Source organism: Acinetobacter gerneri DSM 14967 = CIP 107464 = MTCC 9824, from assembly GCF_000368565.1.
Taxonomy (GTDB): domain Bacteria; phylum Pseudomonadota; class Gammaproteobacteria; order Pseudomonadales; family Moraxellaceae; genus Acinetobacter; species Acinetobacter gerneri.
In genome coordinates this window covers 511579-532569 of the sequence record NZ_KB849543.1, presented here as the reverse complement: position 1 = coordinate 532569, position 20991 = coordinate 511579, and the positions used below count along the sequence as shown (strand labels likewise).

General features: G+C 37.3%; 18 protein-coding genes and 2 tRNA genes. 8 read left to right on the top strand and 12 right to left on the bottom strand.

Translation table 11 applies throughout. The features are described 5' to 3' along the window. Position 1: 1 nt before the first annotated feature. The 8 genes from F960_RS10710 to F960_RS10675 form a co-directional block, all read right to left on the bottom strand. Positions 2-505 (bottom strand): chorismate--pyruvate lyase family protein, encoded by a 504-nt coding sequence (locus F960_RS10710; RefSeq protein ID WP_004863913.1) that lies wholly within the window; start codon positions 503-505, stop codon positions 2-4. A gap of 281 nt (positions 506-786) precedes the next feature. After that, complete coding sequence (gene dld, locus F960_RS10705; protein WP_004863909.1) at positions 787-2484, bottom strand: D-lactate dehydrogenase; 1698 nt, start codon at positions 2482-2484, stop codon at positions 787-789. Between the two features lie 291 nt (positions 2485-2775). Next, entirely contained in the window at positions 2776-3930 is a 1155-nt protein-coding gene (gene lldD / locus F960_RS10700; protein ID WP_004863906.1) for an FMN-dependent L-lactate dehydrogenase LldD, read from the bottom strand. Between the two features lie 2 nt (positions 3931-3932). Continuing rightward, positions 3933-4676, bottom strand: a complete 744-nt coding sequence (lldR, locus tag F960_RS10695; protein WP_004863904.1) for a transcriptional regulator LldR — start codon at positions 4674-4676, stop codon at positions 3933-3935. 21 nt (positions 4677-4697) lie between these two features. Then, entirely contained in the window at positions 4698-6368 is a 1671-nt protein-coding gene (gene lldP / locus F960_RS10690; RefSeq protein ID WP_171066259.1) for an L-lactate permease, read from the bottom strand. Between the two features lie 369 nt (positions 6369-6737). Next, positions 6738-7247, bottom strand: a complete 510-nt coding sequence (locus F960_RS10685; RefSeq protein WP_004863900.1) for a P-loop nucleotide/nucleoside kinase family protein — start codon at positions 7245-7247, stop codon at positions 6738-6740. 74 nt (positions 7248-7321) lie between these two features. Beyond that, on the bottom strand, positions 7322-7648 hold the full coding sequence (locus F960_RS10680; RefSeq protein ID WP_004863896.1) for a hypothetical protein: 327 nt from the start codon (positions 7646-7648) through the stop codon (positions 7322-7324). A 42-nt stretch (positions 7649-7690) separates the two neighbouring features. After that, positions 7691-8599, bottom strand: a complete 909-nt coding sequence (locus F960_RS10675) for a DMT family transporter (RefSeq protein ID WP_004863893.1) — start codon at positions 8597-8599, stop codon at positions 7691-7693. Between the two features lie 119 nt (positions 8600-8718). On the opposite strand from F960_RS10675, the gene F960_RS10670 reads away from it, so the two are divergent. Then, complete coding sequence (locus F960_RS10670; protein WP_004863890.1) at positions 8719-9582, top strand: LysR family transcriptional regulator; 864 nt, start codon at positions 8719-8721, stop codon at positions 9580-9582. A 12-nt stretch (positions 9583-9594) separates the two neighbouring features. On the opposite strand, the gene F960_RS10665 is transcribed toward F960_RS10670, so the two are convergent. Together F960_RS10665 and F960_RS21530 are read right to left on the bottom strand one after the other, a co-directional pair. Beyond that, positions 9595-9918 carry a hypothetical protein gene (locus tag F960_RS10665; RefSeq protein ID WP_004863888.1) on the bottom strand — a complete coding sequence of 108 codons (324 nt, stop codon included), beginning with the start codon at positions 9916-9918 and terminating at the stop codon, positions 9595-9597. 370 nt (positions 9919-10288) lie between these two features. Further along, positions 10289-10642 carry a hypothetical protein gene (locus F960_RS21530; protein ID WP_004863884.1) on the bottom strand — a complete coding sequence of 118 codons (354 nt, stop codon included), beginning with the start codon at positions 10640-10642 and terminating at the stop codon, positions 10289-10291. Positions 10643-10877: 235 nt separating this feature from the next. Between F960_RS21530 and argG the strand changes: the two genes are divergently transcribed. Beyond that, entirely contained in the window at positions 10878-12221 is a 1344-nt protein-coding gene (argG, locus tag F960_RS10655) for an argininosuccinate synthase (protein ID WP_004863881.1), read from the top strand. Between the two features lie 116 nt (positions 12222-12337). Here the strand turns inward: argG and F960_RS10650 are convergent, their stop codons facing one another. Continuing rightward, positions 12338-13609, bottom strand: a complete 1272-nt coding sequence (locus F960_RS10650) for a GGDEF domain-containing protein (RefSeq protein WP_004863878.1) — start codon at positions 13607-13609, stop codon at positions 12338-12340. A 1263-nt stretch (positions 13610-14872) separates the two neighbouring features. Here F960_RS10650 and pyrC point away from each other — a divergent pair. The 3 genes from pyrC to F960_RS10635 all read left to right on the top strand — a co-directional run bounded on the left by pyrC (position 14873) and on the right by F960_RS10635 (position 16647). Then, positions 14873-15907 (top strand): dihydroorotase, encoded by a 1035-nt coding sequence (gene pyrC, locus F960_RS10645; protein WP_004863874.1) that lies wholly within the window; start codon positions 14873-14875, stop codon positions 15905-15907. Then, positions 15892-16551, top strand: a complete 660-nt coding sequence (gene rnt / locus F960_RS10640) for a ribonuclease T (RefSeq protein ID WP_004863871.1) — start codon at positions 15892-15894, stop codon at positions 16549-16551. Before pyrC ends, rnt begins: the two co-directional genes overlap by 16 nt. Positions 16552-16571: 20 nt before the next feature. After that, a tRNA-Glu gene (locus F960_RS10635) sits at positions 16572-16647 on the top strand. 47 nt (positions 16648-16694) lie between these two features. Here the strand turns inward: F960_RS10635 and F960_RS10630 are convergent. Further along, positions 16695-17318: an FMN-binding negative transcriptional regulator gene (locus F960_RS10630; RefSeq protein ID WP_004863865.1), complete on the bottom strand. Its 624-nt coding sequence runs from the start codon at positions 17316-17318 to the stop codon at positions 16695-16697. Positions 17319-17437: 119 nt separating this feature from the next. Between F960_RS10630 and F960_RS10625 the strand changes: the two genes are divergently transcribed. From F960_RS10625 to F960_RS10615, 3 genes are all read left to right on the top strand, one after another. Next, the gene (locus tag F960_RS10625) at positions 17438-18871 is read left to right on the top strand and encodes an amino acid permease (protein WP_004863861.1); all 1434 of its coding nucleotides are present in this window, start codon (positions 17438-17440) and stop codon (positions 18869-18871) included. 440 nt (positions 18872-19311) lie between these two features. After that, a tRNA-Glu gene (locus tag F960_RS10620) sits at positions 19312-19387 on the top strand. Between the two features lie 116 nt (positions 19388-19503). After that, on the top strand, positions 19504-20925 hold the full coding sequence (locus F960_RS10615; RefSeq protein WP_004863858.1) for an amino acid permease: 1422 nt from the start codon (positions 19504-19506) through the stop codon (positions 20923-20925). The last annotated feature ends 66 nt before the right edge of the window (positions 20926-20991 follow it).

The window sequence follows — 20991 nt, the reverse complement described above, 5'->3', positions numbered from 1 at the left end:
CTTAACGATATTCATTTTCAAGTTTTTGCTTTTTCAGGAAATCCACAAAAGCAGCTAAAAAAGTTTCTTGCACGATAAACTTACAACCATGCCAAGTATAACAACTTTGTCTGGTCCAACCTTCTTTTAATAAAATCACACGTCGCTCACATTTGGGATTTGTTCTATCAAATAAAAACCAGCCGATCGGCTTTTTCCCAATGTGCTTAAATATGCGTGCTTTGGCATGTAGACTTTGAATTGGAAATATACTTTTTGCTTGTACCCATGGCGTTTGTTCCGAGCCATAAAGTAAGCTTTCACGTACCCAAGAAGTATGATGATGGGGCTGTTTCATCCATTGACTATCTAAAAATGTCAGTCTTTGGAAATATTCAGCAGTGGGCTCAACTTTAAAAATCCCCCCTGCTAAATCAGTCAGTTGTTGTGTTAAGGAGCCTTGTGCATATAACCATGTTCTCAGTTCAGGATCGAGTTCCTGTCTAAACGATGGCTGTAATTGCATAATTAGGCTCTCTAAAAGGATTAACTTAGTGTAACGGAAATCAGTCTTGAATATTAAACTTATTAGCAATCAATTCAGATAATTTTGTTCTAATTGACAATTTATAACCCTTTTATGCTGCATTGAAGCATCAAAATCTAGCATTAAAAGAAACAGTTAATACAATAAAAAAACGCAAAATAGCCAGTTTGAGATAGGAACTTTCAGGCTATTTTGCGTATAAAATTGATAGGGTCTATTGACCCTAATTAGTACATCAACTTTTGTAGAAAAATTAAGTGTTATTTCCAATATTTTAATTTTGAAGTTTGGCCAATACCCACATTAAAACTGTTGGTTGGATCTAGTTTTTGATAATGATTTTTTAGCGCAGGTTTGGCGATGTAGAGATGCCCAACATTATGTTCGGCAGGATATTCAGCACCTCGATCATCAAGCAAATGCCACATCTGATGTTCCATTTCCAAAGGATCAACGCCTTTTTTCACGATATAATCTTGGTGAAAAACATGACATAAAAAATGTCCATAATAGAGTTTATGGATAATTTTCTCGTCCATTTCACTCGGTAATGTTTCAACCCATTGTCGATCATTACGGCGTAAGGCAATATCCAATGCAACAATATCTTCGACTTCGCTTCGATGGGTATCACGATAACGGATAGCAGCGCCAGCAACAGCAAAACGATGTAAGAATGCTTTGCGACCTTCTTCATCATTACAATGAAAATAATCACCCGTATCACGTGAATTAAAATACTGTTTTAAATATTGATCGACTTGCTCTACATCTTGATTTTCTATACGTAACACCAAATGATGCTCATACAAATCACGAAAATCATTCATTCGCTTAGGCAAATGCGAAGGTAAAAATTTAGTCACCAATTGTAATACTTTATCTGAAAAGCCTTTCATACCGAGCTTTTCAAGATAACCATCGACTTTATCTTTCATGGCAAAAGCCGCAGGTACTTTGGCAGTACCAAACTTTTCGATAAACATGAAAGTGTCTTTACCGTATTCGGCACCGATGTCATAAGCAACACGATGAATATATTCACCTGCGATCGGTAAGCGTGGTAAATCTTTCAATAAAAAACGACGAATTTCAGTTAAATCATCATGTGAATTTGTACCAACATAAAACACTTGGCTTGGAATCTTTTCAAAGGTATCGAGTCGTACTGCAAATACGCAGACTTTCCCTGCAGAACCTGAAGCTTCAAATAAACGTGACGGATCTGCATTAAAACGTGCAGGTGTATTTTCATCTACCTGTTTAACATCGTGTGCGTAGCGATGATCAGAGGCACAGCAGTTTTGATTATTTTTAACATCAATCGCTTGATATTGTTGCTTTTCTAGTTTGGATAATATTTCTTCTGCACTAGAACCAAGATCAACCCCTAAATGATTGACCAATTCGAGTTCACCCTCTGCATTCACTTGTGCATAGAGTGCAAGTTCGGTATAGGCAGGACCACGACGTACCAATGCCCCACCTGAGTTGTTACACACACCACCCAATACGGATGCCCCGATACATGAGGAACCAATCACCGAATGTGGTTCACGATTGAAACCTGAAAGTTCACGTTCCAAAGCATCTAAGGTCGCACCTGGCAAGCAAATCACCTGCTTACCGTCATTGATCACTTGGATACCAGCCAAACGCTTGGTACTCAACACCACCACAGGGCGATCATAATCATCGCCAAAGGGTGTCGAACCACCTGTTAGCCCTGTATTTGCAGCTTGCATAATCACGATGCAATCTGCTGCAAATGCAGCTTTCAGTACTTGCCATTGTTCAAGTAATGAACCTGGCACAACCACAGCCAACACTTTTCCAGAACCATAGCGGCGTCCTTGACGGTAAAGACGTGTGTCGTTATCGTTGGTCAAAACATATTGTTTTCCAACAATATCAATGAATTGTTGAAGTGCATTTTCAGGTTGGTTTTGTGTTTGCATCAACTTAGACCTTATCTGTTTTACTGTACCAATATAATCAATTCAAACTCTCAGATTAAATTGATTTACACAGCGGAGTCTTACTTTCTACTCATCTCATTATCGGAGCTCATTTGTTACTTTGGATAAGCCCAAAGTAACCAAAGGCATTGTCATCCGCAAAACTCGCCATATTCCATCATTAATCAAATAATTCACAGAAACATTATTTTCATATTGAGGTCTGCCTCAGACAGTTGCGGACGACATTTTCGTGTATCAAATGAAGCTTATCATTTAAAAACGATGTGATTATTGAGCCAACTCGTTTTCAAGTTTCACCAAACAATCTGCAGTAATATCAGAAATCGTTTTTGCACCGGTTAAAGTCATCGCAACACGCATTTCTTTATCAATCAGATCAAGTAAGTTAGATACACCTGCTCCACCCGCTGCACCCAAAGCATAAACAAAGGCACGACCAAGCATACAAGTATCTGCACCCATTGCCAGCATACGCACCACGTCTAGACCATTACGAATACCTGAGTCCACAAGTAATTTGATATCCCCTTTGACAGCATCCGCAATCGGAGGAAGTGCTCGTGTTGTCGACAACACACCGTCCAACTGACGACCACCATGGTTAGAAACCACGATACCATCTGCACCAAAACGTACAGCATCTTTGGCATCTTCTGGATCTAAAATGCCTTTGATGACCATTGGACCATCCCAAAACTCACGGATCCATTCCAAATCTTTCCAAGAAATAGATGGATCAAAGTTATTGCCGAGCCAGCCAATATAATCTTCAAGACCTGTCGGTTTACCTAGATATTTAGAGATATTTCCAAGATCATGCGGACGTCCCATCAAACCAACATTCCAAGCCCAGTGCGGATGGAAGCATGATTGCATATAACGGCGCATTGCAGCATTTGGACCACTCATACCTGAGTGAGCATCACGGTAACGCGCACCCGGAACTGGCATATCCACTGTAAATACAAGTGTTGAACAACCTGCAGCTTTCGCACGTTCTAAGGCATTACGCATAAAGCCACGATCACGAAGTACATATAACTGAAACCACATCGGACGACTGATTGCAGGGGTTACTTCTTCGATTGGGCAAACAGATACTGTCGAAAGTGTAAATGGAATACCTTTTTTATCCGCAGCTACCGCAGCTTGAACTTCTCCACGACGTGCATACATCCCTGTCAAACCAACAGGTGACAAAGCAACAGGCATGGATAATGTTTCATCAAATAATTTGGTTTCAAGCGAAAGCTCAGACATATCATTGAGTACACGTTGTCTAAGCGCAATTTTTGATAAATCTTCTACATTACGCTTCAGTGTATATTCTGCGTATGCGCCACCATCAATATAATGGAATAAAAACGGAGGTAAACGACGTCGAGCAGCTTCGCGATAATCGTTTGCAGAAGAAATAATCATACCTAAATCCTGTTTAATCGACTTGCACGTTGACGACGAGCTTCTTCCTCATCGATCGAACGCACTTGTTGAATGACAAACTCTATATGTCCACAGACTGCATCACGTGCAGCTTCTGGATCTTTACGCTCAATCGCATCCATAACTTTAAAATGTTGGTCATGTAATTGATCAAAACGATGTGATTCTGAATAGACTTTACGACGCCCCAACACCACATTGTATTGGAGCAAATCAAAGAAACCGCGCATCACTTGGATCAAAACCAAATTATGCGAAGCTTCGGCAATCGCCAGATGAAAATAAGCATCAGCCATTGATGCTCGATCTGCATCGCCTATTGATTGAAAATGGGCAATTTGATCATAATATTCACGAATTTTTAAAATATCGTCCTCGGTTGCACGCTGTGCCGCGTACCATGCCGTCCCCCCTTCAAGCACCATACGTGCTTCTTGTACATCAAAGCGATAAGATGGATCTTCATCGATCAAATCACTCAGGGGTTGCACAATCTGCAACTGCGACCAACTATTTGGCAACTGCTGCAAATAAGTTCCCGCTCCAACTTTACTGACCAGCATGCCCAAACTGATCAACTGTTGCAAAGCTTCACGTAAAGTGGAGCGAGAGACACCGAGTTGTTCACACAATTTCCGTTCAGCGGGTAAACGATCTCCGACTTGCATATTATTTTGTTCAATCAACATGCGTAAGTTTTTCACAACCTGATCGGAGACTTTCATTCGGCATTCCTTAAATTGGTGTTATGGAATCATCCATGGGAACACATAAGCTTGTAAGGTAATGATTATACCGATCATCACTGTAAAGGTAATACTATGCTTTACGGTAAAGCGGAATAGATCAGACTCTTTACCCACCAAGCCCACAGCCGCACAAGCAATCGCAATAGACTGAGGAGAAATCATTTTCCCAGTCACACCACCACTGGTATTTGCAGCCACAAGTAATACTTCAGGAACACCGATTTGCTGAGCTGTAGTTGCTTGCAATGCTGAGAACAACGCATTTGCAGAAGTATCTGAACCTGTCAAGAACACTCCAATCCAACCTAAGAATGGTGAGAAGAATGTAAATGCCTGACCTGTATGCGCAAGTGCCAAAGCCAAAGTTGCAGACATACCAGAATAGTTCGCGATAAATGCAAACGCTAAAACCATACCAATCGAGTAAATTGGTGTTTTCAATTCATTCACAGTTTCAGCAAAAGTTTTCACAGCATCACTTGCTTTCATTTTTAAGAAAATGATCGAAATGATCGCAGCAATAATGATGGCCGTACCCGTTGCTGAGAACCAGTCAAACTTAAAGATTGCATCATAATCTTTCGCTTCAGGTACAACAGGCGGAAGTTTTTGCACAAGTTGATGTAAAAAAGGCACCTTGATTGAAATGATCCAATCTTGTAAAGCACCGCCTTTAGCAAACAAATCTTTAAACGGTTTGATACTCCAAATCGTCACCATTGCCGTTAAAATTGCAAATGGAGACCACGCTTTTACAATTTGAGCTGCGCTATATTTCTTCTGTTTTTCAGCTTCAAGATCTGCATCAACATTTGCATCTTCTTGGTTGAAACGGAAAATATGTTTCGGTTGCCAAAATTTAAGCAAAATAGTCAAACTGATCAATGATGCAATCGCAGCCGTAATATCTGGCAATTCAGGACCAACGAAATTGGAAGTCAAATATTGAGCGAGCGCAAAAGAACCACCAGCCACAATTACCGCTGGCCAAGTTTCTTTGATACCACGCCAACCGTCCATAATCGCCATGATCCAGAACAATACGATTGGCACCATAAATGGTAACTGACGACCAACCATCTGACTGATTTCGTGTGTATCCACACCAGAAACCTGACCTGCCACAATGATTGGAATCCCCATCGCACCAAAAGCTACAGGTGCAGTATTTACAATCAAACAAAGCCCTGCTGCATACAGCGGTTTAAAGCCCAAGCCCACCAAAAGTGCTGCAGTGATCGCCACTGGCGCACCAAATCCAGCCGCACCTTCAAGGAAAGTACCGAAGGCAAAACCGACCAATAACATTTGCAAACGTTGATCTTCTGTCAAAGATAAAATAGAAGAACGAATAATGTTAAATTGGCCTGTTTTTACAGAAACTTTATATAAGAATACCGCCCCAATAATGATCCAAGAGATCGGCCATAAACCATAAAAGAAACCATAAATTGCAGAAGCAAATGCCATACCTGCAGGCATTTGATAAGCAAAAAGTGAAACCAATAACGCTAAAATAACCGTGATTGTTCCCGCAATACTTCCCTTCATGCGAAATACAGCAAGGGCTAAAAAGAAAAAGATAATCGGGATCAGCGCGACAATACTGGAAACCCAAATATTGCCCATCGGATCATAAATTTGTTGCCAATGTTGAAGCATTGTCATCTCCTTGAAATGCTTGCTAGAACTTAGAATTGGTATGTCTATAAATTTGAATTACCTAAATTGGTATTACCAATTTACACTAAAACAAAGCTTAGATCTATAAATAACCTCGCAATGTTAATAATAGTTGAGAAAAAAGGCAATATTGGTCTGATCTAAACAATTATTGGTATGACCAATATAATAAATAAATTGTGAAATTAGTCATAGTTTATTTTTCATACGAATATATTTAATTGGATGAATTTATTTATTTTTAAGATAGTTATGAAAATTTGAAAATGAAGATTAAAAACGACTTTATACTTTAGTCTAAGTCGTCATAAAACATGCTTTTGCTTGATTGTTAAACATGAAATTTATACTAAATTATTTAATTTTTGAAATAGAGCTCATGATCAAGTCGACTGCTTGTTCAACCGTATAGTGCGCTGTATCTATTTGCAAATCGACATCATTGAAGTGCTCATACTCACGATCCAACACGCTTTGCCATGACGGAAGCTGTAAATTTTCAATATCTACTTGTCGAGTTTCTACACGGTTTCGATGTTCAGCTTGATCAGAACAGATCACTTCGATATTAAATATCGGTACTTTGCTGACTTTTGCGACTTGATCCCAAGCTGTTCGAGTGAGTGTTATCGGGTTAACACTGTCCGCTATAACTGTTTGACGCATTTTTAAATTTTCTTTGGCAATCGCATAAGCAACAAAATAACCTGCCCCGCCCATATTCTCTTTGGCGATATCTCCAGAATCAATGAGGGCTTGCTCAATCGTATCTACTCTTAAATAAACAGTCTGCAATTTGACTGCGAGATATTTGGCAAGTGTGGTTTTGCCTACCCCAGGTCTTCCCGCAAATACAATGAGCATGTTTTGATTTGCTCCAGTTTATGATTGTTAGGATTTGCTGATATTTTAAATAATGAGAAATAAAAATAAATAAATTATCGACTTTCTTGCCAACATTTTGGACTCAACAAAAATAACATCCCTGCCCCAATGAGCGTCCCAATCGGGAAAAGCAACAATGTAATACAGCTCAAAATAACGGACAAGGCACGACCTTTATTGGTTCCTTTTGCAACATCGGCCGAAGTTTTAAAATGTAAAAAAGACAGCCCCGCATAAATCACACTCATCAAAGCAATCGTCGTTGTCGAAAATTTTTGCAAATAACCCAATGCATAGGTCAGTAACATTGCAAGCAATAAAAGCAAATAAAATGCGATAAAAAAGCGATGAATATAAGTTAAGGGCTTATTTAACGGCATGATTATCACTTCCAATATTACTGATTTCTGGCTATTCGACGTTTAGATCGACTTTCTAGATTTTACACCAATTTTCATGTTCACTTTCATTGAACTAAACAGGATACCTATACATATAAATATTGCGCCAAACAAAATATTTTGATGTAAAGCTTCGCCAAGTTGTAAATGTCCAAAAAGTAAACCCAGTAAAGGTACACTCATAATTGATATAGATGCAACCGATGCATCAATTTTACTAATGATCCAATTCCATACAGCAAAGGCGACACCTGTACCGAGTACTGCACTATAGAACACATAAAAAATATTGATCGGTGTATTCCAATGTACCTGTGTAACTGGCTCTGTCACAAGTGCAACAACAAATAAAATCACACCACCGATCAGCATCTGCCAAAGCGTTAACTTGATTTTGTCATAGCTAGCCAAATATTTTTTGATATAGACCGTTGAACCTGCCCATGACAATGCAGCGATGATTAACAGCAATTCACCAAATAAAGTTTGGTTGAATTTAAATTGTTTGAGTTCTGGCCAAAGGATGAAAACTAAGCCAATTGTTCCCATCAATAATCCAATGGTTTTGTTGAAAGTTAACTTTTCATTGAGGAAATAATGCGCCAATATGCCAATCATGATCGGCATGGTATAGACCAACACCGCAGAAATACCCGAACCGACATATTGCATACCAAATGTTGATCCGCCATAAAAACCGATACATAGCAATAAACTTGCAATCGTCAATTTGCCCCACTCACCATGTTTCGGCAAAATCGACTTTCTTAACAAGGCTTGCAAAAGTAATAACGCCAGTGCACCAAACAACAGACGCAATGATGAGAATAAAAATGGTGGAAAGGTTTGCAGACTCAGTTTGATGATTACCCATAGATAGCCCCAGATCAGGCATAACAGCGTGATACCACCAACGATTTTTATGTCCATTTCAATATCTCGTTAGGATTTAAAGCAAGTTTAAAAAAATTTTGATATCATGAATAATGTTATGTTTTGATATATCCATCATATTTTTTGATGTCTTTTTTCAAATTTTTAGGTCAGTCATGAACATTGATATCAGCGATATAAAATCTTTTATTACCGTGGCAGAAATCAAAAGTATTTCTGGGGCTGCGCATAAATTAAATATTTTACAATCCAATATGACGGCAAAAATAAAAAAAATAGAAAACCACTATAAACGTCAGATGTTTATCAGAAAGCCTAAAGGTGTTGATCTTACAGATGCTGGGCTTGATCTCTATCAACAATATAAAAAGATTTTTTTGATTTGGGAAGAGACCGAAAATCAAATTCATCAACAGGATAAAAAGCTTAAATTTGGAACCAATACCAGTTTAGGTGCAACTCAATTTTCAACTTCACTCAATAAATTATATGAATATTATTCAAATTTATCGATTACATTAAAAACAGGCACCACTGATTTTATCGAACAAGAAGTGCTTAGTGGCAATATAGATTTGGGCTATGTTTATGGCAGTGCGCATCATAAAAACCTGCAATATATCGGCAAAGGTCAGGATGAACTGGTTCTGCTATGCAAACAGCAAGATGGTCCAAAAACTATCGAAGAAGCCTTGAGCCATCAAAATATTTTATCTTTATCAGATCATTGCTGTTATTCAGTTACACTCAATAAAATCTATGAGGATTTCGACTTACCGCAAGGCAATTTTGTTCATATCGGTGATATAGAAAGCCTAATCCAGTTTTCACAATTAGGGCTTGGCATAACCTTAGCCACAAAGTCTTTGGTTGCACGGCACAATATCGACTATTTTATTGAAATTCCTACGCAATATCGTCAGATTGATTATTATCTTATTGCGCGAAGTGAGCATACTTTTACTCCGATAGAAAAGCATTTTATTGAGCTAAATGATGTTCTGGAAAATGATTCATAATCACTTTTTGAATCAAATTTTAGTTTGCCAACTGTCTTCATTTGCATAAGATAAAATTAACCATCCGAGCAAAGTACCGATAGGAAATCCAAATAGAAGAATTGTACCCAAGATCCTCGTCAAAATTCTTCCCAAGTTACTTCCTTTTTTGACTTCAACATAGGCTTTAAAATGTAAAGCGATGATTACAATAAAAATAATATAGAAAACGACAGAGACAATATCTGTTCTCCAACTCTTTTCTAAGAAAGTAAACAAAGTGACAAAGATTAAAGCGCATAAATAAAAAAGACCAATACCGAGGTGAAAACCTGCAAGTGTATTATTTAATTTCATTATTTTCCTTTTATTCGAATTTTTAGATATTTTTTTGATCCGATAAATAGGGTCTGTTGACATTTCATAAGTGAATTGCGTTGTCGGCTAAAAGTGAGCAGGCAAGGCACGCAATGCAGAGAATGGCGAGACCATTTTCAAGTTTCGTAATGCAGCCTGAGATAATTTTAGCCACAACCTGAGCAAGAACAAAGCACTGCTTTGTTCACAGCGCAAGGCGAAGCGAAAGGACGAGAGTGTTTTTTGATGCTATTACGTTGTAGCTTGATCATTTAGATCACTAAATTTCTGAATCTACGCCTAATATCATCTAAAAAACCTTGCGGAGTATACTCCTCACGTCGCAACCAATTTGAAATGTCAACAGACCCTATTCTTCTGTTTGAAATTTTTTCTTTCTGCTATTTAATAAAATAATTATTCCAATAATTGTAAAAATTGGAAAACCAACAATCGTAATAAACCAACCCAACAACATTGATAGTCTTCGACCTTTTACTGAACCTTTTAAAACTTCTATAGAAGCCAAATAATGCAAATAAGAAAGTAACCCTGTTCCAATCATTAACACTAGAATTTTATTAAGGCCAAATGAAGGATCTGATCGGTCAAATAGTGTTAAATTTAGACATATAACAGCGATTAAAAAAAAGAAAATATAAATCAATAAAAATAGAGAGTGAATGAAGTAAAGTAAACGATTTTTGGGCTGAAAAGTCATCATTTTTTTATCTTTAATCGTTTTAATTGACTTTAATTTAAAAAATATACACTTAAGAATCAATATTTTTTAAGAAAGATTCCTATTTATTTTTGACAAAATGTGAATAATCATAAATTTTCGGATTTCTCTTTTCCAAACGAAAACATCTTAAACGAAAAGTGCTATAATATGCGGTTTAAAGATTCTATAAGGCCACCCATGCGTGTGCCGATGTTCATAAAAGTTAGGAATAGCAATGACTGATAATGCAACGATCTTGCAGCATGTACCAGTAGGCAAAAAAGTGGGTATCGCTTTCTCTGGTGGTCTAGACACTTCAGCTGCTTTATTGTGGATGAAACAAAAAGGCGCGGAACCTTATGCATATACTGCAAACTTAGGTCAGCCTGATGAAGACGACTATGATGCGATTCCAAAGAAAGCTGAAGCTTATGGCGCTGTAAAAGCGCGCTTAGTAGACTGTCGTTTACAACTTGCACTTGAAGGTATTGCTGCGATTCAATGTGGCGCATTCCATATCAGTACTGGTGGCGTTCCTTACTTCAATACAACTCCTCTAGGTCGTGCAGTAACAGGGACTATGCTTGTTACAGCAATGAAAGAAGATGATGTAAATATCTGGGGTGACGGTTCAACTTATAAAGGTAACGATATTGAACGTTTCTATCGTTATGGTTTATTGACCAACCCAAATCTTAAAATTTATAAACCATGGTTAGACCAACAGTTCATTGATGAGTTGGGTGGCCGTGCAGAAATGTCACAATTCTTGATCGACAATGGTTTTGATTACAAAATGTCGAAAGAGAAAGCGTACTCAACTGACTCAAACATGTTAGGTGCGACTCACGAAGCAAAAGATCTTGAATACTTAAATGCAGGTATCAAAATCGTTGACCCTATTATGGGCGTAGCTTTCTGGAAAGATGAAGTTGCGATTAAACCTGAAGAAGTAACTGTAACTTTCGAAGAAGGTATGCCTGTTGCTTTAAATGGTCAACGTATCGAAAACCCAGTTGAGCTTATTTTAGAAGCAAACCGTATCGGTGGTCGTCATGGTCTAGGTATGTCTGACCAAATCGAAAACCGTATCATTGAAGCAAAATCTCGTGGTATCTATGAAGCTCCAGGTATGGCACTTCTTCATATCGCTTATGAACGTCTTGTTACGGGTATTCACAACGAAGATACCATTGAACAATACCGTATCAACGGTTTACGTTTAGGTCGTTTGTTGTACCAAGGTCGTTGGTTCGATTCTCAAGCGCTTATGCTTCGTGAAACTTCACAACGTTGGGTTGCTAAAGCAATCACTGGTACTGTGACTTTAGAACTTCGTCGTGGTAATGACTACACGATTATGAACACAGAATCACCTAACCTTACCTATGAAGCTGAACGCTTAACAATGGAAAAAGGTGATTCAATGTTTACGCCTATGGATCGTATTGGTCAGTTGACTATGCGTAACCTCGACATCACAGATACACGTGCAAAATTGGGTATCTACACTGGTGCTGGCTTACTTTCAATTGCACAAGGTTCTGCTGTACCACAATTGAAAGACAAAAATAAATAATTGATGATTCAATAAAAAAAACCGTCATTTATGGCGGTTTTTTTATGCCGTTTTGATGAAAATCAAAATTTAATTGTCACAGTAAAATCAGTAGAAAATCACGATCGAAAATTTAATTAACTATTAAAAATTGCTTGATGATTCATGGCGACAAATGCAGATTGATTACGCCCATTGCGTTTGGCTTGATATAAGGCAAAATCAGCTGCTTTTAAAATATCATCTGCATCAAAATCCTGTTCGCCACCATAAATCGTTAAACCAATACTCACACTGAGATAATTTGAAATTTTAGAAAAATCATGGGGTATTTTTCGGTCAAACATATCTTGAATAATAATCGCAGCAATCAACTTTGCATCAATTTCATTGGTATCTTCCAATAAAATCACAAACTCTTCGCCGCCATAACGAATTGCAAGATCATTTTCTGCAATATGGCGACTGATAATCTGCGCAACTTGAATCAAAGCCAAATCACCATTGAGATGACCATAGTTATCGTTATAAAGCTTAAAATAATCTACATCGATAAATAAAACTGCCAAATTTTGCTTGGTCTTTTTCACATCTTCCATTTTTTGTTTCAGATGTTGTTCAAAGCCTCGACGATTGCCCAATAAAGTCAAGGTATCTTGTTGGCTAAGCTCAAATAGATGTTGATTGAGTGTTTCTGTGATCTGTTTATCCAGATTGATAATAATCGACTGTAAAAAGCGGATTCGCTCTATCGATACCGACAAAGTTGCTAAAGCAAGACCAACCAAATTGCCCAAAATCATTACATTGAATAAAACCCAATGCGGTATCACCTTTTTAGAAAATGATAATACGATGCAACAAATAATCGCAGCAACAAGAGTTGCCATAAAAATTTTTAATGGTTTAATTGCAGTACATAAAAAAGCAAAAATCTGTGCTAAAACAATTAACAAAGATCCTCGCCATGTCATAGCTAAAGACTGTGTAGAAAATAATACGATCTGCACTAGAGCTAAGCTTAGACAGATAATCGTCGCTATGATGGTACTATAATTTTCACTTCGTTTCGGCTTTTTCGCCATAAAATACATGAACAGTAAAGCAAACCACCCTGTACTATAGGAAACCATCGTCAGTAATACATCATGGGTCCGATAAGCTAACTCTGTCGTAAAGTAATTTATAGGTAGGCTAATAATTTCAAATATAAAATAAATAATAGATGCAGGTAAAAAAGCTCTCAGTAATAAATTGGTTTGACGATCCTCGCGATCCTGCCAAAACTGCTTTTCTAAGTCTGCTGAAAAAATAGAGCGCATCCTTTTCTGCTGTTTTTCCAGCAAAACTTCGATTTGATGCTTTTCTTGTTGAAGTTGTTCAACATTTCTACTTCTATCTTTAATCATATCTAATTTTCAGCAATATCCATATCAACCAGATCACATCAACTCAATATGTACACCTTCATCGATGTCATTATAAATGCTGTAATACTAAACCACTGCTATACTTCTACATTATTTTGTCACTACAACAAATAAAACTAGACTTTATATTAATGTATACAAAAGTTTTATGGATTAAATTAACCTTAAAATCTCTGTTATTAAATCAATTTCAATAAATTTCAGGAATAACATTCATTAATAATAGTTTAAATATTTAAAAAACAATAGATTAATTTCAGGAAACTTTGTAAATATTATGCAAATTGTATCGCAAAATAGTGATATAAATCACAGAATAAACCTTAATTTTATTATTGATTTAATCTTTTTATATTAATCCACAATTCATATGATAAGTAATCTTATTAAAATATTTTTTTTGCAATCGTATTCAAAGTACAATTAAAACTATCCAACAGCAATATCGAGAGAGTAAATAAAAATGATAATATTTCACATCCTGCTTAAATGTCTAAAAGTATTTTTTATAGTGTCATTCTAACGATTTAAATATTCTAAATTCCCCCTTTATCCTATAAGAAATCTTGATTGAGTTCTTTTGCGGGTACAAACACTCTAAAATCTTCTAAAAATCTATCTTTCTTATCTGCTAAAATCTCTAGTTATTAGACACTTTATAGTCATTTTTCATCTTAGACAGGGGTTTTAGAATGTCATGATATTTTTAATTAAAATAAATTACCATATAAATAAATAACTTAAAAAAATAATACTCTTTATTATTAAAACCTAGTTGAGAAAATCAGATAACTCTAGTGTTAATTTATGATTAATGATATTTATAAAAGACTCATACAAAATATTTTTTTAAAATAACGTTTATCTTCTTCTAATTATATTTTATTACCCGTTCTTTTAATTAATTTCTTATTTACTGCATCATTATCGTGAGCATTTTTAAATCATCTGTATTTAAAAACCACGTAATGAATGACTTAAGAAATTAAAAACTCATTTAAATCAATATCAAGAAGTTCTATTAAATTTAATTAAAAAATCATTTTATCCTACGTTTACAACACTTTCATGAAACATATTCTATAAAATAGATTGAACTTGTTTGCATTCAGTATGTTTTGACCAATTAATAAACTTTTAATATTTTCTTAATAGATCACTTCCACTTTTTAATCGAAATTGTTGTTACCCTTTTAAGCATTTTTGCTTTATCATCGGATTTATTTTTCAGTTTGAATTGCCTTGAACACGATTACTCTTCTTCAGCCTGATGATTGGCACGCGCATCTTCGTGATGGTCTCGCTCTTAAACGTACAGTCCCTGATTTAGCGCAACAATTTTCTCGTGCGATTTGTATGCCTAATTTGGTTCCGCCAGTAAAAACAGTCGATGAAGCAAATGCTTATCGTGAAAGAATCATGGCACATGTACCAGAAGGCGTAGATTTTGATCCGCGCATGGTGATTTATTTCACTGACAATACTGCTCCAGACGAAGTTCGTAAAATTGCAGACTCTGAATATGTCAATGCAATCAAACTTTATCCTGCAGGCGCAACGACAAATTCAGATAGTGGTGTGAGCGATATTCGCAAAGTCTACGCCGTAATCGAACAAATGGAAAAACATCAAGTTCCGTTGTTATTGCATGGTGAAGTGACACACAATCATATTGATATTTTTGATCGTGAAAAACGCTTTGTTGATGATATTTTATCACCTCTTTTACAGCAATTCCCTGAATTAAAAGTTGTTTTAGAGCATATTACAACGAGTGATGCAGCTCATTTTGTTTTAGAACAAGATCGTAATGTTGCGGCAACCATTACCCCTCAACATTTATTATTTAATCGAAATGATTTGTTGGTCGGTGGTGTAAAACCGCATTTTTATTGTTTACCAATTTTAAAACGCCAAACTCATCAGCAAACTTTGCTTGAAGTGGCAACGAGTGGCAATCCTAAGTTTTTCTTAGGAACTGATAGTGCGCCACACTCTAAAAATGCAAAAGAAAATGCCTGTGGTTGTGCTGGTTGCTATAGTGCGCCGACCGCAATCGAGCTTTATGCTCAAGCATTTGACCAAGTGAGTCGTATTGAGCGTCTTGAGGGCTTTGCTAGCCATTTCGGTGCTGACTTCTATGGTTTACCGCGCAATACAAAAACGATTACACTAGTGAAAGAAGATCAGGTTATTCCTGAAAGTTTAGACTATTTGGATGGTGAAAAAATTATTCCACTTTATGCTGGAAATACCATTCAATGGAGAAAAATGTGACAGATAGCGTTCAACCTGTTATCGGGCAACGTTTTCGTGGATTTTTACCTGTTGTTGTCGATGTTGAAACAGCAGGTTTTAATGCCGAAACAGATGCATTGTTAGAAATAGCATGTATTCCAATCGTATACGATGAACAGGGCAATTTTGTACCCGGTGAAGCACACCATGCACATATTAACCCTTTTGAAGGCGCAAATTTAGATCGAAGATCTTTGGAGTTTATCGGAGTAGATCCGTTTAATCCTATGCGCGTTGCTATGGCTGAAGATGAAAAAACGGCATTAAAACGTATTTTCAAAGCAGTCACGGAAGTGCGTCGCAAACAGCAATGTACGCATGCTGTGTTGGTCGGTCACAATGCACATTTTGATTTAGGTTTTTTAAAAGCTGCAATTGATCGTACTGGTACAAAAAATCAAAATCCTTTTCACAGTTTTTCTGTGTTTGATACAGTGACGTTAAGTGCTGTAATGTTTGGTCAAACTGTACTTGCTAAATCGTGTATCCAAGCTGGAATCGAGTTTGATGGTAAAGAAGCTCACTCTGCTTTATACGATACGCAAAAGACTGCTGAACTGTTTTGCTATATTTTGAACAAACTGTCTCCTCACTTACTTGACACTTTGGTGGCGGATCAATAAGATACCGCCATCCTCACAACGACCCTATCGTCTAGAGGCCTAGGACATCGCCCTTTCACGGCGGTAACCGGGGTTCGAATCCCCGTAGGGTCGCCATCTTATGATTTCAATTCTCATATAAAATCATTTTCGATTTATTTTTATTATTTTTTTCGCATTATATTTGCCATTTTTTCAGCACCATTTTCATGTAATTTTTCAATCACATTTTCTATATCTGCCTGACTACGATTTTGGCTAAGTTTTGATTTACCAATGATCGAAGATATTTCAATCTCAATCCCTACAATCTTTTCTAACTGCTCCCGTAAATATTGTTCTGGCGCATCTGACATTCTCCAAGGTTTCGTCTGAGTTTGCTCATGTTGACGAGTTAAACGCGCTAAAATCCCTCTTAAATACTTTTCTTCGTCGATCAGATAACACTTCCCTTTCACATGCACCACACGATAATTCCATGTCGGTACAGCCTTATGGTGAATGTGTTTTTCGGGATACCAATTCGGTGAAATATATTGGCTTTCAGCCTGAAAAATAATAAGTACCTCGATACCTGTTTGAAGTTTTAATTTTTCAAATAAAGAATTGGCTTTGGCAATATGTGCTTTTAACTTAAATGTCTCACCTTCTGCGACGATCTCAAAAGGCAGATGATTTGCTTCAAAATCTCCATCAACATAGACAATCAATGCACCTAATGGATACGCTCTGATCAACTCAAAAAGTTTTTCTTGATCACTTTCTTTGAAGTGTTCTGGTAAATACATCAGTTTTCCTTATTGTTAAGACCAATAGCTATAGCATCTTGTTTAAGCTTTAATCATTATGATTTGGCTTAATCTTCAACTTTATTTAAAATACATTTTTTAATATTTATACAACGAATATGCAATCTCCCGATCAACCTAATCAGCAAAGATCTGCTGAGGGGAATTCTATTGCCCTAAAAAGATCAATGACCAAGCGTCACCTCATCATGCTGTCCTTAGGTGGTGCAATCGGTACGGGACTTTTTTTAAGTTCAGGTGAAGTGATTGCACAAGCAGGTCCGATTGGTGCAGTCATTTCTTATATCATTGGCGGTTTAATTGCCTATATGGTCATGCTGTGTTTGGGAGAGCTTGCGGTTAACCTGCCTGTTTCGGGTTCTTTTGGCGCATTTGCTGCTGAAAATATTGGACCGGGCACAGGTTATATGGTGTCGTGGATGTATTGGCTCGGTTGGTCAGCGACACTAGGTACAGAGTTTACTGCAGCAGCATTGCTGATGCAGGAATGGTTTCCAACCACTTCAATTTGGCTTTGGACGCTAGTTTTTATTGTTGCTGTACTGATTTCAAATCTAACCTCAACACGGTTTTTTGCTGAATCCGAATTTTGGTTATCCTTTGTCAAAGTCGCAACCGTATTGGTCTTTATTCTTTTAGGTCTGGCTGCCATTTTTGGTTTAATCCCATTTCAAGGGCATGAAACAGCACCTTTATTTCATAATTTGACTGCACATGGTTGGTTTCCAAATGGTTTATTTCCAATCTTTGCCACCATGCTAATCGTCAATTTTGCCTTTAATGGTACTGAAATGATCGGTATCGCTGCAGGTGAAGCTGAAAATCCTGAGAAAAATGTCCCTAAAGCACTCAATGCTGCGATTTGGCGTTTAATGATTTTCTTTGTGGGAACCATTATCGTGATTAGTGCATTATTACCTTTCGAAAATGCAGGACTTTCAGGCAATCACGCACAAGGTTTAAGCAGCAGTCCATTTGTAACGGTATTCAATTTTATCGGGATTCCGTATGCTGAAGATATTATGCGTTTTGTGATCATCACAGCGCTGCTTTCTACAGCAAACTCAGGGCTTTATGGTGCCTCACGCATGATGTGGGCACTTTCTGCCAAAAAGCAATTACCCAAGATTTTTTCTAAACTGACCAAATCAGGTACACCTGTCATCGCGATTTTAGTGACCATGATCGGTGGTCTACCGGGTCTTTTATCTGAACAATTCGGTGCTGATCTGATCTTTAAAAACCTGATGGGCGTCGCTGCTTTTACTATGATCCCTGTATGGATGAGTATTTGTTTAAGCCAATATAACTTCCGTAAAAAATGGCTCAGAGAAGGCCATACGCTTGCAGAACTCAAGTTTAAAACCCCATGGTTCCCTCTCGTACCGATACTTGGATTTGTCACCTGTACCGTCACTGGGATCAGTATGGCATTCCAACCTGACTTGCTGTCTAGCTTTATCGGTTGTTTGATTTTCATGGCATTTTGTTATGTTAGCTATTATTGGCTCTATCACAAAAAAATAGACTAATTCTTTACCGCACCCATTACATGTGTGGAAATAACTTCGGTTTATTTCCACACAATACCGCTAGATCCCCATGTCTTTAAGACGTTTAAGTCTTCTTGAGAATTTTGAATTTTTGGAATGCATACCCCCATCGCTATCAGTATTTTTTACTATATAATGTACTCTCTTTATTTTCTTAGACTAGCTTTTAAAAATTCAATATTTCCCAAAAAATTCACAGATTTTATTTTTTATTAAACTCATTTAATCGTCACATGATTTTTCTAGCAATAACATCCCTTCTCTCCATTGACATTATTTGTCATGTTTAAGCACGCTCGATTCACTTTTAAATATAGAAATTGGATTAAATGACTGTTATTTAAACGCTTAAATGATTTTTTATGAAAAGAACTTTGACAAGATAAGCATTTCTCCATATTATAGCAACACCTCACAACGACCCTATCGTCTAGAGGCCTAGGACATCGCCCTTTCACGGCGGTAACCGGGGTTCGAATCCCCGTAGGGTCGCCATTTTAAAATAATAATTATTATTTCTTCATATACTCATCATTTCTTCATTATTGATTGCACTATTGTTATTTTTCACTAAAATATCCTGCTTCATTGTTCTGTAATGTTTTTCTGTTATGCACTCATCAGATCCAAACGATGCGATGCATCAAAATAATTCTCGCCCGTTAAAACGTGCGATGAGTACCCGTCACCTCGTGATGTTGTCTTTAGGTGGTGCGATCGGTACTGGTCTTTTTCTTGGTTCAGGTGAAGTGATTTCGCAGACTGGACCAATTGGTGCGATTATCGCTTATATTTTAGGAGGTATCATTGCCTATATGGTAATGCTTTGCCTTGGGGAACTTGCTGTTCAAATGCCTGATTCTGGGTCATTTGGTACTTATGCAAATCGTTTTATTGGTCCTGCAACTGGCTATATGATCACATGGTTGTATTGGCTGACATGGACGGCAACGCTCGGAACTGAATTTACTGCTGCCGCATTGTTGATGCAAGAATGGTTTCCGCATGTTTCAGTTTGGATTTGGACGATCATTTTTGCAGCCTTAATTTTTAGCTTAAATGTCAGTTCAACACGCCTTTTTGCAGAATCAGAATTTTGGTTATCACTGGTTAAAGTCATCACGGTCATTAGTTTCATCGTATTGGGCTTAATGGCAATCTTCGGGATTTTATCGTTTAACGGTATGCAATCTGCTCCGTTATTTCATAACCTCACCGCAAATGGCTTTTTACCTCAAGGGGTATGGCCTATTTTTACTACCATGCTCATCGTCAATTTTGCCTTTTCAGGTACTGAATTGATCGGGGTTGCAGCAGGTGAAACTGAAGATCCAGCGAAAAATGTGCCTAAAGCGATTAACACAGCGATTTGGCGTTTGTTGATTTTCTTTGTGGGTACGATCATCGTCATCAGTGCGCTTTTACCACCTGAAATGTCAGGATTGAATGCTCAAGGTGTCAGTAGCAGTCCATTCGTGACCGTATTTACCTTTATTGGTATTCCACATGCTGAAGACATCATGCGCTTTGTGATTATCACTGCATTGTTATCTGCGGCAAATTCTGGCTTATATGCGGCATCTCGTATGATGTGGTCGCTCTCAGTGCAAAAACAGTTGCCAAGCGTTTTTTCAAAATTGTCAAAATCAGGTACACCAATCGTTGCCCTAATCGTCACCATGTTTGGTGCAATTCCAGGGCTTTTGTCTGAACAGTTTGCACCTGAAACCATCTTTAAAAACCTACTCGGTGTTGCTGCATTTACCATGGTTGTGGTTTGGATGAGTATCTGTTTAAGTCAGTTTAATTTCCGTCGCCAATGGTATAAACAAGGTCATACCAAAGCTGAACTGAAATTTGCTGCACCACTCTTTCCTGTTGTGCCGATTTTAGGATTTGCCTTCTGTCTGATCACTTGTATCAGTATGGCGGCTGACAGTTCGATGCTTGCAGGCTTTATTGGTTGTTTGATCTTTATAGCCGGATGCTATATCAGTTATGCGCTGCTATATAAATCCAAGCCAACTGAATAATTTTTAAACATTTAATTTTTAAAAAGTGTAGCAAAAAAGCTACACTTTTTTTTGCATTAATACTGG